Raw genomic sequence first — 12,192 nt, forward strand, 5'->3', positions numbered from 1 at the left:
CCTCTTACGTCATCTCTTGAAAGGGCTGGTCGTGACACTCGGCATGGTTCTCGGCGACTTCTCCTCTCGCGCTTCGACGCGGGAGCGGTAGCCCTACCTGTCCTGACACACGCCCGTGCCGTAGCACGGGCCGTTTGCCCTGCTCCTCGTCGAAGTGCTCTTCGTGCCCCTGCACGTTCGATCACGAGGAGTACGTGGTGTCCACGATCCACTGGACCGAGACGAACACCCCCCGTTCCGCCCACTGGCATTCCGAGAGCGCGACCCCGCCTCCCCGCCGGGTCATCAGTGCGGACGACTATTTGAAAGCCGACACCGCCTACCGTCTGGCCTGCGAAGGCACTGCTCTACTGTGGCGAGGCGACTTCCACAACGCACGTCAACTACTGCAAGCGATGAGTCGCCGCATCGACCGGAAACCTCCCCGGCAGGCTGACAACCCGGCAGAGTCCTTCCACCTGCACCGCCGGTCCCGCAGCCACCGTGCCCGCGTGCTGGGCAGGCTCGTCGTTCTGCTGGAAGACGACTACTGCCTCAACCTGCGCAGAGCCCCCGACGTGCGCCAGGCATGCACCGAAGCGTACGGTCCCCCGTCCGAGCCAACGGCCGTCTCGCTCACCGAACTGCTGGGCGTGATCGGAGCCCACCAGTGGCGCACGAAGGGTGTGGACGTACCGGCCCTCGGCGCTCGAATTCACCCGCACTACGGCGTGTTCTCCCCAACCAGGGGCGAGTACGTCGACCTCGTCGCACATGCGCCGCTGCCCGCACCGGCGGAGCACCGCGCGGGTCCCCGCACCGCGTTCGACCTCGGTACGGGGACGGGAGTGCTCGCAGCCGTCCTGGCCCACCGGGGAGTCGACCACATCGTGGCCACCGACATCAGCGCGCGGGCTCTGGCCTGCGCACGCGCGAACGTCCGCCGACTGAACTTCAGCGGGCGCATCGACATCGTGGGCCCCGACCTCTTTCCCGACGGGCGCGCGAACCTCGTCGTCTGCAACCCGCCCTGGATTCCAGCCCGGCCGACCTCCGCCCTGGAGCAAGGCGTCTACGATCCGGGCGGCGCCATGCTCCGCGACTTCCTGGCCGGACTCGCCACGCATCTCGAACCGGGAGGTGAAGGATGGCTCATCCTGTCGGACCTGGCCGAGCGCCTCGGGCTCAGGACACGCGGTGAGCTGCTGGCCGGCATTGAGGCAGCGGGCCTGCGCGTGGTGGACAGGACTGACACCGAGCCGCGGCATCCACGAGCGAGGGACACTGCTGATCCCCTGCACACCGCCCGGGCTGCGGAAGTCACTTCGCTTTGGCGTCTCGCCGGCGATTGACGTTCGGCGGCGGCTGGCGTCGGCAGCGAGCAGGCTTGTGACCTCGGCGATCGCCTCGGGGAGGAACGGTAGTGAACACTGTGGGGCATGGAGTTCTTCTGCTACCACCGCGACCGGCCCGGCTCCATGGCGCTGCGCCACGGGCTGCTGGAAGAACACTGGTCCTACATGGACCGATACGAAAAGGAGCTGATCGCCCGCGGCCCGACCTTCGCCGGCGACACGCTCACCGGCAGCGTGCACATCGTCGACCTGCCCGATCCCGCCGCCGCCCGCGCGTTCGCTTTCGACGAGCCCTGCTACCAGGCCGGCGCGTACCGGGACGTGCTGCTGCGCCGGTGGCGCAACATGCTGGGGCGCACCATGGCGGATTTCCCCGGTGGCCGGACCGGTGGCGACCGGTTCCTGGTGCTCGGCCTCGGCCCGGAGAAGGGCGCCGACCTCGCCGTTCCGCCGGACCAGGACGAGCTGATCGCCTACGGGCCACTGCTGTCCGACGACGGTGCCACCTGGCTGGGTACGGCGGCGCTGGTCAGGGCACCGGATCCGGACACGGCACGCGCCGTCCTGGCCCCGGGCCGGTACGCCGACATCGAGGTCCACGCGTGGGAGTTCGGCGGACGCCGGTAACGCCGTCGTCCGCGCCCGCTTCATCACCAGCCATCGGTCGGCTTGTTCAGGACGATCCCGGCGCTTGATGCCGAGGGCCTTGGCCGGTTCGGCCGCTGCTCAAGCCCCGCCTCCGGCTCGAGCGCGGCGACCATCCCACTGCCCAAGGCTCCGTTACGGTGGCTGAGATGGCTGAGTCTTCCAGCAAAGATCGACTCGCTGCGGTGCGGGCTTACGCATCTGAGGCGATGGGCCGGGCCTTCTGAGGCCGTCACTGCCGTGACCCCGTTCGAGGACGGCAACCGCCACGCGGTACACCGGGTCTCCTTTCGCGACGCATCAGATGGCATCCGGGACGTTGTCGTCAGAGTCTCCTTCGACGGTGACGCCTCCGAGCTCGCCCATGCTGAGCGCGAGGCCGCGGTCCTTGAGAACGTGGGTGGCGTCGCAGCCCCCGAGCTGTACGACTTCCGCCGCACGAGCGATTGGTTCGACACGCCGGCGATGTGCATGCAGTTCCTTCCCGGCCGCCGGCAGGATTTGCCGACGGTGGGCTCGGCACAGATCGGGCAACTCGCCTCGCTCGTGGCCTGGGTCCATGAGCGCCCCGTCGACGGCCTGGGCGAGTCGATGGGGACGAGGACCACGATCGCCTCGTATGCCGGCGACCGGCTTCGTGTGATCCTGTCGACCCTCGCGTGGGCTCGTGACCCATTGCCTGAACCGCTCCAGGACCGGTTGCGCAGCGCCGCCGGCTCGCTGGCAGACAGCTTCGAAGCCTCCCGGGACTCCGGCGGTTTCGACTCCGGTGAGACCCTCGCGCTCCTGCACGGTGACATCGGTCCGGGAAACGTGCTCTGGAACCCCGGCCCCTGCCTGATCGACTGGGAGTACACGCGGCTCGGAGACCCCGCCGACGAGCTGGCGTACACGTTCGACCAGAACGCGCTCACACCATCCCGGCGCCGGGCGTTCTGGGACGGGTACCAGCAAGGCATGGGCAGCCGCTCGCGACTGGCCCACATCATTGAACGCGTCAACTGATGGGAACCGGTGACCCTGCTGGGTTCCGCCCTCTGGTGGGTCGAACGATGGGTGCGCCGCACAGAACTCGACACCGAAGGCAAGGCCGATCCGGGAGTGCCGCGCGAACCAGGCTACTACTTCGGCCACGTCATCAGCCGCATTGATCGGCTGGATACCCTCCTGAGCCCGCGCCGTGCCCCGGACCGGGACCCCGGCCGCCGCCCGAACGGCGTGTAGGCCCCGTGACCTGGGAGGTGCTGGGTACCAGCCTGCTCAATGCCAGCGAGGGCTTCTCGCGCGTGTGGCCCACCGTGGCGTGCCTCGTCGCCTACGCCGGGTCCTTCCTCGCCCGGTCGGTGGCGCTCGCCCGGGGCATGCAGGTCGGCGCCGGGTACGCCGTGTGGTCGGGGCTGGGCACCACGCTGATCGTCGTGATCGGCGCGCTGTTCCTGCACGAACCGGTCACCGTCGCCAAGGCCCTCGGCGTCGCGCTGGTGATCGCCGGGGTCGTCGTGCTCAACCTGGGCGGCGCGCATTGACCGGCCGCCGTGATCCCGAGGGGCGGCGCCGTGCCATCATCGAGGCCGCGTGCGCGCTGATCCCCGAGGTCGGCGTCGGCGGCCTGACCCATCGCGTGGTCGCCGCCCGCGCCGGCGTGCCGCTGGGGGCGACGACCTACTACTTCACGAGCCTGGACGACCTCAGCCAGACCGCCCGGTCGGCCGCCGAAAGCCTGCGCGCCTGGCGCCGGTCCCTGCGCGCCGGCGACGACGTCGCGGACACCATGGCGGCGCTGACCGAGGAGTACCTCGCCGACCGCGGCCGCGCGCTGACCGAGACCGAGTTGTACCTCGCCGCGGTCCGCCGGCCCGAACTGCGCCCGCTCGCCCGTACCTGGTTCGACGGTCTGGTCGGCCTGCTCGGCGAGTACGCCGATCCGGCCGCGGCCGCAGCCGCGGTCTTCCTCATCGACGGGGCCCTGCCGCGCGCGCTCGGCGACCAGCAGCCCCTGGACACCGCCGGGCTCGCCACCGCCCTGCGAGCCGTCCTGCGGCCCGCACCCTGACCGGCGGCCGCGATGGTTCGAAAAGTGCCGTGGCGGGACCTGACGACACCCTGCTCAACGGGCCGTACGACCAGTGCGGCGAACTCCCCGGCCCGTCGGAGCGGCCGGTGACGCCGCCCTCATCACGGTCATCAATCGGGAAGGACTCCGTCGACCGGTGCACCTCACAGCCTGGGGCGTTGCGGGTTTTGCATTTTCGTCAGCAGCGCGAGCAGGGTGTTCTGTTCCTGCGCGTCGAGACCGGTGAAGAGGCCGGAGGCGTGCAGCCGCGTTCTCAGCGCCTCCCACAGTTCGTGCCCGTGTTCGGTGAGGGCCAGGGTGCGCTTGCGGCCGTCGGCGGGATGAGGCTGACGGGCGACGAGTCCCATGCTCTGGAGTTTGTCGGCGGCGAGACTGACCGTGGAAGGGTCGCAGCGCAGGCGAGCCGCCACATCCCGCATCGTCGGCGGCTCGGTTCCCGGGGCCAGCGCCCACAGCGTGCCGGCGACGGAGGCCGGGACCCCGAACTCGCCGAGCACCTGGGCCACGACCGCGTCCGCAATGTTCGCCACCTCCACGAGAACACGGACGATCTCGGACTTCCGCTCGACGTCCGCACGGTCGGTCGCCGGTGCCTCCGCGCCACTGCCCATGGTCATGAGGCCATGATACGCTCCCAAATATCAATGAGAAACTCAATGATTTTGGGGGATAAATGGACTCCGGCCACGCCGGCCAGACGGTGCTTGTCACGGGCGGAACCGGCAACCTGGCCGGCTGGGTGATCGCGGGCCTGCTCCAGCGTGGCTACCAGGTGCGCACCACAGTGCGCAGCCTCGACAAGACGGGGCAGGTGCGGGCCGCCGTCAGCGAGCAGGCGGGCGAACGAGCCGCCGGGAAAATCGAGTTCGCGGCCGTTGACCTTCTTCGCGACGACGGCTGGGACGAGGCGGTCGCGGGCGCCGACTACGTGCTGCACACCGCCTCGCCGATGCCCTTCGACTCGGGCGCGGACCTCATCACCACCGCACGTGAGGGCACCCGCCGCGTCCTGGGCGCCGCCGCGCGCGCCGGGGTGCGGCGTGCCGTGTTCACGTCCTCCGGCAATGCGGCCGGCAGCGCCGACCCGGACACGCCGGTGACCGAGACGATCTGGAACGAGCCGTCCGGCACCCCGCCTCGGGCCTACCCCGACTCCAAGATCCTCGCCGAGCGCGACGCATGGGATCTGGCCGACGCGACCGGGCTCGAACTGACCGCCGTCCTCCCGACGTTCATGTTGGGCCCCCTGCTGGGCACACCGAACAGGCCGGGAACGGCCGTGGTCATCCGCCGCCTGCTCACCCGCGAGATCCCCGCCGTGCCGAACATCGGATGGAACGTCGTCGACCTCCGCGACATCGCCGAACTCCACATCCTCGCCATGACGAGCCCGGCCGCCGCAGGCCGGCGCTTCCTCGGCTCGGGCACCTTCCTGTGGTACCGGGACATCGCCCGCATCCTGCGCGAGAAGCTCCCGGACGACGCCGCCAAGGTGCCCACGCGCGCCATGCCCGACTTCATCGTCAAGCTGCTCGCGCGACGGAACCCGCGGATAGCGATGATTCGCCCCGAACTGGGCCGCACGAGGCTCGTCGACAGCGGCAAAGCACGCACCGAACTCGGCTGGCGTCCCCGCCCCACCGAACAGACGATCATCGACACCGCCATCGCGCTCATCGCCAACAACGCACTGGGCGGGTAGCCGCCGTCAGCGCGACCTGGTTCCACGGCAGGGAGTCGCTCGGATCGTCATCGTCGGCGCGCGTAACCCCGTTCTTCGGAGCCGGATCCGAACCCCCGCATCCCCACCGAGTCAGGGGTCATCCCCACCGCCCTCGGCGAGGCGATCGCCTCCTACGGCCGCATCGCCAGGACCCCGCACGTCTGCACCCTGGCCACCGAGGAGCCCTACCGCCGCGACATCAACGCCATCCGCAACCTCCAGGAGGGCCGTCACGCCCTGGCCGCAATCGCGCGGAGGGTCAGGTGGTCCATCGGCTGTCGTTCTCCTTTGGGCGGTGCGGCATGGTGATATCCCCTACCGCGGCCCGGATCTCCTCAAGGAGGAGGGCGAGGTCGGCTTCGGCGGTGTCGGGATGGAGAATGCAGGCGCGCAGGGCGGCCGTGCCGGATAGACGGGTACCGCTGATGAAAGCGCGTCCGCGCCGCTGCACGGCGGCCGGGATCGCCTGGTTCAGCGCCTCCGCTGTTCCTTCGTCCAGGCCCGCGGGCCGATACCGGAAGGCGACGATCGAGGTCATGGCCGGAGTGATGAGCTCGAAGTCGTCAGAGGCGTCGAGCATGGTGGCCAGCGAGCGGGCCAGCCCAGTGGTGTGCCGCACCCGGCGTACGATCCCGTCCCGTCCCAGGTGGGCGATCGTGGCCCATACCCGCAGGGCTCGGAAGGGGCGGGTCTGCTCGGGGCCGTACTCGGAGAACCAGCCCAGCTCGTCCGCGCCGTCCTCGCGCAGGTAGGGCGGCACGAGGCTGAAGGCGTCCCGTGGACCGGCCGGATCGCGGAACAAGACGCAGCCGGCGTCGACCGGGACACCGAGCCATTTGTGCGGGTCGAGGGCGAGGGAATCGGCCAGCTCCATCCCGGCATAGGCCCGGCGGGAGTCTGGGGAGTCGGCGAGGACGCCGAGCGCACCGTAGGCGCCGTCGACGTGGAACCACAGCCCGTGCTCACGCGCGACCTCGGCGATGTCGCCCAGGGGGTCGATCGCCCCGGTGTTCACCGTGCCCGCGCTTGCCCCGACGGCCAGGGGCCGCGCGCCCGCCTCCTGGTCCGCCCGGATGAGATGGCGTAGTGCATCGATGTCCATGCGGAACGCTCGGTCCACCGGGACCGTGCGGATGTACCGGCCGCCGAGACCGAGGAGCTCGGCCGCCTTGTGCACGCAACTGTGTACCTCGGCCGACACATAGATCGCCAGCGGACGGTGCCCGTACAGGCCGGCCTCGCGTACGTCACCGACCGCCCGCTGCCGGGCCGTGGCCAGCGCGATGATCGTGGCCATGGACGCCCCGCTGGTGAGCAGTCCGGCCCCTGGAGGGTGTGGGAAGCCCACGAGTTCCGCCAGCCACCGCACAGCGGTGCGCTCCAGAAGGGCACCGGCGTGCTCTCCTCCGGCGCAGCTCGGGTTCATCGCCGCGGCCAGCGGGGCGACCAGTACTCCGGCCGGTGAGGGCGGGGAGTTGACCCAGCCGAAGAACCGGGGATGCCCGTTTCCCATGGGGTAGGGCAGCACGCGGTCGCGCACGTCGTCCAGCAGGTCGGCCATGGGACGGCCGGCGGCGGGCAGTGGCTGCCCGGTCAGCCAGCGGCGGTCCGTTTCGGCGACCGGCTGCCACACCGGCCGGCTGGGCACGGCGGCCAGGTGGTCCATCGTCGTGTCCGCAGCAAGCCGGGCCGCCCGGCGCAGGTCATCCATCACGGCCTCCATGACCGATATGGCGGCGTCCGTCACCCGGTCGGTCCAGCGTCATGACCAGGTAGTACACGCACGGGTCGGCAGAGTCGTTGGCGAAGGCGTGCCGGCGGTTGCCGGGGAAATAGGCGGCGTCCCCGGCTTCCAACCGGTACGGCACGCCGTCCACCGTCAGGCGCAGGCGCCCGGTCTCCACCACGGTGTACTCGTGCGATCCTGGGGCATGGGGCGAGAACTCGCCCGCGTCCACACCCGGCCCCAGCATGGTCCGCATGAACTCGAACTCGACGCCCGGCAGGACGGGGGAAAGGATGCGGCGCTCCCAGCCGGACGGATCGCGAACGACCCGTTGCCCCTCTCCGGGCAGAATCACCACATCGGGGCGGACCGGCTCGTCCAGGAGCCGGGCGATCGAGGTGCCCAGCGCGGTCGCCAGCCGGTCCAAAACCAGCACGGTCGGTGTCTTGGTGCCGCGCTCCACCTCCGACACCATGCTCCGGCTGACCCTGCTCAGCTCAGCGAGCCGTTCCAGGGCCATGCCCCGAGCCCGCCGCTCGGCCCGGATCCGCGCCCCCAACTCGGCCATGGACAGGCCACTGGACAGAGCTTCACCTTCACCCACTCTTCCACTATAGCGACATACATCCACTTTGGTGGAGGTCGACTAATCGCTCCGCCCCGGCTTCCCCCGCCGTAGAGGGGAACGCCGGCGGCAGGTCGTCGGCGTGCTTGCCATCGTTCACGCGGTCTCCCGTCGCTGCGCGCTCGATGATGGCGCTGGCGTCACAGCACGGTGAACACGATCCCGGACGGGTCATGCGACCCCTGCGGAAAAGGGTCATCGACGGGCCCCGCCTCGAGGCGATTGCCGCCGTCCTCCGGAGCGGTGGGCGCAGTCGTCCAGGGCCAGTGCAAGGCGGTCTACGGCGGTGGCCAGCGCGTGCTCGGGGATGTCGAGCGGTAGGCGTAGAGCTGAGGAAAGCAGGTTGTGCGGGCTGAACCGGGCCACATCGGTGAGGCGCAGCCCGCGGTGGTGGGCAGCGGCGGTGATCGCGGTGCTGCTGATTCCGGTTGGGAGGCGGCACCACAGACTCGGCCCGGCCGGTGCCGACGGGACGGTCAGGGTGGGAATTCGTTCGGCCAATGCGGAGGTGAGCCGTGCGGCCGCCGCGTGCAACTGTTGGCGGCGGGAATGGAGAACGTCGTCGTACTGGGCCAGGACGGCGGTGGCGGCGAGCTGCTCGAGCACTGGGGTACCGAGGTCGACGCGGGTGCGGGCGCGGGCGAGGAGTTGGGCGGTTGCGCGGTCGCTGCGGACCCAACCCACCCGCAGGCCTCCCCAGGCCGTCTTACTAAGCGAACCCACTCGCACGAGGCGTGCCGCGCGGTGTGTTGCCAGTGGCCCCGAGCCGCCTTGCTCGGTCAGGTCGGCGAGGGTGTCGTCGAGGATGATGAGGGCACCGGAGCGGGCAGCGGCCTCACACACGGACTCCTGCTGCTCGTCGCTCATGGTCTGGCTGGTCGGGTTGTGTAGCCGTGGCATGAGATAGGCGAGCTGGACGGTGGGGTCGCGGAGCCCGTCGGTGAGCGCGGACATGGACCAGGTGTCCTCGACCGGCACGCAGGTCAGCTGGGCCGGCCGTGCTCGCAGTAGATCCAGGAACCCTGGGTAGGTCGGGGTCTCGAGGAGTACCCGGCCGCGACCTTGGACGGCTTGCTCGAGGAGCAGGCTCAATGCTTGTTGGGCACCTGCGGTCACGCAGATCTGGTCGGGGCTGGTGTCCAGCCCCGAGCTGGTGTACCGGTCGGCGATGGCGGTCCGCAGTTCGGGCAGGCCGGCGGCGCTGTAGCCGGTACCGGCGAACGGCAGGCGCGTCAGGGCCTGCTCATAGGCCCGCAAGATCGCCGGCGACGCCGCCGGAGGGGTAGCCGCTGACCAGTCGATCTCATCGTGCACATGTGCGGCGCCCGGCGTGCCGCCGGCGGCGGTCCACGCGGTGACCGAGGCCAGGGCGGTATGCGGCGGTAGCCTGACGAGACTGCCGGCGCCGTGCCTGGTGCTCAGCAGGTCACGGGAGCGCAACTGGTTGAGCGCGGCAACCACCGAGGCGCGGCTGATGTGCAGTACGTCGGCCATGATGCGTTCGGCGGGCAGCCGCGTGCCGACCGGCAGCCGGCCGTCGAGGATGAGACCGGACAGAGAGTTCGCGAGGGCGGTGGGCACCGCCGACCCGGCGTTGCGCCAAGGGCCGAGTAGCCGCACGAGCTCAGCAGGAGGGATGCGCACGCGTTCAGTCCAGCAACTGCGAAGTGGACTGTCCAGTGGCCTGAGGCTTCAGCAAGAGTTGTTGCTGGACTCGCGCCCGGTAGGCGGGTCGGGCCAGGGCAACCGGCAGGAGCGGTAGGTGGACAGCATGCGGGTAGTGGTCCTTCCCCAGGAGGTTCCCGACATGGGGCCGGCCGAGTTCGTCGAGCCGGTGGCGGCCTCACTGCGCGCCTACAGTGAAGGCAAAGTCCGGGCTGTGCCCATGATGCTGTTCGACCTGGTCGGCGGTGAGGTACATGTCAAGGCCGCAGTGTTGGACAGGGCACCGTACTGGTCGGTGAAGGTTTCGGCGAGCGTGCCGGGCAACGCTGAGCAGGGCCTGCCGGCGGCGCACTCGACCGTCACCCTGTTCCATGTCGATAGCGGCCGGCCCGAGGTACTCCTCGTCGATAGCGGGGGGCTACTGACCGGGATGCGGACGGCCGCGGCCGGGGCGGTCGCCGCGCGGCTGCTTGCACCGGCGACGGACACCTTGCTGGTGGTAGGTACCGGCCTGCAGGCGCGGCTGCAGGCGCAGGCGTTCTGGATGGAGCGGCCCTTCGAGCGTTTGCTCGTGTGGGGCCGTGACCCTGGCGCCGCTGAACGAGTGGTGGCTGACCTACGGTCCGTTCTGCCCGAGGTTCGGATGCAAGTCGCTCAGGACCTGCGAGCTGCGGTCGAGCAGGCGCAGAGCGTGGTCACGGCGACGGCCAGTGACCGTCCTCTGCTGCTGGGTGAGTGGCTGCGCCCAGGTCAGCACGTGACGGCGGTTGGCGCTGACGTTGCGGGCAAGCGCGAGCTCGACGACGACGTGCTGACGCGCGCCGGGCGTCTGTACGTTGACTCCCTTGAGCACAACATGCAGGTCGGCGACCTCGCAGGAGCGATCTCGGGCGGTCGGTTGAGCGCGAGCGACGTGACAGGCGAGTTGGGTGCCCTGGTCAGTCGACCGGTGGCACGCGGCGAGCAGGAGATCACCGTCGCCAAGCTGGTCGGGATCGGCGTGCAGGACCTCGCCGCGGCCTTGACGGTTCTTGACCGCATCGACCGCCCGCACCCGCGAAGCTCGCAGGTTACGGCGGCTGGGCTGGAGGTCCGGTCATGACGGGAGGCTCGTTCAGCTACCGCCTTGCTGACGTTTTCGCTCGTCGCCGGTATGAGGGTAATGGAGTCGCGGTCTTCCTCGACCCTCCACGGATGTCCTCAGCGGACCTGCAGGCCGTGACCGTAGAGATACGCCAGTTCGAGTCCGCCTACGTGTGGTCGACTCCAGCCCCGGCGGTGTTCGACACCCGGATCTTCGTGGTCGACCGTGAGTTGCCCTTCGCCGGCCATCCCGTCCTGGGCACCGCCGCGGTTCTGCACGAGCGACAGCTGGCAGCGGATGTCCCCCCGAACGGCGTCAGTCGGGCCGATGCGTCGGCGCGGTGGACCCTGCGGCTGGGGCAACGGGAGGTGACGGTCACCAGTGTGCCGGACGGCGCGGGTGGCTTCGATGTATCGATGGACCAGGGGCGACCGGAGTTCGGCAAGCCGATGCCGCCGGCCTATCGGGAACAGGTCGCCAGGGCGCTGAGCCTGCGGCCGGAGGATCTGCACGAGGATCTGCCGATGCAGTGGGCCAGCACCGGTCTGGCGTACCTGATGGTTCCGGTGCGTGGCCAGGCGCTGTCTCGCGCCCGGATCGGTACCGGCGACTTCGGCGCCCTACTCGCCGAGGCCGGAGCGCAGCTCGCCTACGTCCTGGACCCAGACGCCCGGGAAGGTCGTAACTGGGTAAACGACGGCAGCGTGGAAGACATCGCCACGGGCAGCGCGTCGGGACCGGCTGCGGCCTATCTCGTCCGGCACCGCCGCGCCGACCCGGCGCTGACCGTACAGCTCCATCAAGGCCGCTTCCTAGATCGCCCCAGCGTGATGAACGTCCAGGTGATCGGTGGCCCGGAGCAGATCACCCACGTCACCCTGAGCGGACACGTCTGCCTGACGGGCACCGGCACCCTGGACGAACCACCGGGCACATGAGCACACGCCGACCGCCCCGAACCGGCGCCGGCGAACACACTGCCTCGGGCCCACTCGAGGCGGTATTCGGGCCCGCGGTCTGTCTCAAGCTCGCAGCGGACCGGTCATGGGAGACTGCGCTGACCCAACCGTTGCACCGCACCCAGCGCCACGACCACGAGGTGCGGAGGTGGCTAGCGGCAGCCGGCGACGACATAGCCGCAGAGATCGGCTTCGCCACCGGCGCCTTCATCGGACTACGACTGCGCCCCGTCGAACGATCCAACGCCGGCGAACTGCTGCACGTCCTACTGACCGGCATCCTCGCCGACCATGCCGCTCCCGGCGTGTGGGAAGTCCTGGGGGCGCTCGACAATGCGGCGCAGCCCAGGTTCGCCG

The 12,192-nt window shown here is 70.1% G+C and carries 14 protein-coding genes; 10 read left to right on the plus strand and 4 right to left on the minus strand.

The genetic code is table 11. From position 1 onward, the window contains the following. Nucleotides 1-197: 197 nt before the first annotated feature. The 6 genes from OG417_RS28980 to OG417_RS29005 all read left to right on the plus strand — a co-directional run bounded on the left by OG417_RS28980 (nt 198) and on the right by OG417_RS29005 (nt 4,032). Nucleotides 198-1,331, plus strand: a complete 1,134-nt coding sequence (locus OG417_RS28980; RefSeq protein ID WP_329235046.1) for a class I SAM-dependent methyltransferase — start codon at nt 198-200, stop codon at nt 1,329-1,331. 87 nt (nt 1,332-1,418) lie between these two features. Continuing rightward, nucleotides 1,419-1,961: a YciI family protein gene (locus OG417_RS28985; protein WP_329235049.1), complete on the plus strand. Its 543-nt coding sequence runs from the start codon at nt 1,419-1,421 to the stop codon at nt 1,959-1,961. A 42-nt stretch (nt 1,962-2,003) separates the two neighbouring features. Continuing rightward, complete coding sequence (locus OG417_RS28990; RefSeq protein WP_329235052.1) at nt 2,004-2,984, plus strand: phosphotransferase family protein; 981 nt, start codon at nt 2,004-2,006, stop codon at nt 2,982-2,984. 9 nt (nt 2,985-2,993) lie between these two features. After that, a complete protein-coding gene (locus OG417_RS28995) occupies nt 2,994-3,203 on the plus strand; it encodes a hypothetical protein (protein ID WP_329235055.1) in 210 nt (69 codons plus the stop codon). Nucleotides 3,204-3,208: 5 nt separating this feature from the next. Then, on the plus strand, nt 3,209-3,505 hold the full coding sequence (locus OG417_RS29000) for a DMT family transporter (protein ID WP_329235058.1): 297 nt from the start codon (nt 3,209-3,211) through the stop codon (nt 3,503-3,505). Continuing rightward, a complete protein-coding gene (locus OG417_RS29005; RefSeq protein ID WP_329235061.1) occupies nt 3,502-4,032 on the plus strand; it encodes a TetR/AcrR family transcriptional regulator in 531 nt (176 codons plus the stop codon). The genes OG417_RS29000 and OG417_RS29005 overlap by 4 nt, the downstream gene beginning before the upstream one ends. 164 nt (nt 4,033-4,196) lie before the next feature. Here OG417_RS29005 and OG417_RS29010 read toward each other — a convergent pair whose 3' ends face one another. Then, nucleotides 4,197-4,670, minus strand: coding sequence for a MarR family winged helix-turn-helix transcriptional regulator (locus OG417_RS29010; protein ID WP_329235064.1), 474 nt, complete (start codon nt 4,668-4,670; stop codon nt 4,197-4,199). A 56-nt stretch (nt 4,671-4,726) separates the two neighbouring features. Here OG417_RS29010 and OG417_RS29015 point away from each other — a divergent pair, with 56 nt between their 5' ends. Continuing rightward, complete coding sequence (locus OG417_RS29015; protein WP_329235067.1) at nt 4,727-5,755, plus strand: NAD-dependent epimerase/dehydratase family protein; 1,029 nt, start codon at nt 4,727-4,729, stop codon at nt 5,753-5,755. Between the two features lie 120 nt (nt 5,756-5,875). Continuing rightward, nucleotides 5,876-6,085, plus strand: a complete 210-nt coding sequence (locus tag OG417_RS54460) for a Tn3 family transposase (protein ID WP_442875771.1) — start codon at nt 5,876-5,878, stop codon at nt 6,083-6,085. On the opposite strand, the gene OG417_RS29020 is transcribed toward OG417_RS54460, so the two are convergent. The 3 genes from OG417_RS29020 to yczR form a co-directional block, all read right to left on the minus strand. Beyond that, nucleotides 6,036-7,487, minus strand: coding sequence for a pyridoxal phosphate-dependent decarboxylase family protein (locus tag OG417_RS29020; protein WP_329235070.1), 1,452 nt, complete (start codon nt 7,485-7,487; stop codon nt 6,036-6,038). The two genes, OG417_RS54460 and OG417_RS29020, sit on opposite strands and share 50 nt — an antisense overlap. Next, complete coding sequence (locus OG417_RS29025) at nt 7,480-8,106, minus strand: helix-turn-helix domain-containing protein (protein WP_329235073.1); 627 nt, start codon at nt 8,104-8,106, stop codon at nt 7,480-7,482. The genes OG417_RS29020 and OG417_RS29025 overlap by 8 nt, the downstream gene beginning before the upstream one ends. Before the next feature lie 216 nt (nt 8,107-8,322). Beyond that, the gene (gene yczR, locus OG417_RS29030; RefSeq protein WP_329235076.1) at nt 8,323-9,771 is read right to left on the minus strand and encodes an aminotransferase-like domain-containing protein; all 1,449 of its coding nucleotides are present in this window, start codon (nt 9,769-9,771) and stop codon (nt 8,323-8,325) included. Between the two features lie 127 nt (nt 9,772-9,898). On the opposite strand from yczR, the gene OG417_RS29035 reads away from it, so the two are divergent. Together OG417_RS29035 and OG417_RS29040 are read left to right on the plus strand one after the other, a co-directional pair. Next, nucleotides 9,899-10,894 (plus strand): ornithine cyclodeaminase family protein, encoded by a 996-nt coding sequence (locus OG417_RS29035; RefSeq protein WP_329262680.1) that lies wholly within the window; start codon nt 9,899-9,901, stop codon nt 10,892-10,894. Then, complete coding sequence (locus OG417_RS29040) at nt 10,891-11,814, plus strand: PhzF family phenazine biosynthesis protein (protein WP_329235078.1); 924 nt, start codon at nt 10,891-10,893, stop codon at nt 11,812-11,814. The genes OG417_RS29035 and OG417_RS29040 overlap by 4 nt, the downstream gene beginning before the upstream one ends. Nucleotides 11,815-12,192 lie beyond the last annotated feature (378 nt).

Source organism: Actinoallomurus sp. NBC_01490 (assembly GCF_036227085.1).
In the GTDB taxonomy this organism is placed as follows: Bacteria; Actinomycetota; Actinomycetes; order Streptosporangiales; family Streptosporangiaceae; genus Actinoallomurus; species Actinoallomurus oryzae.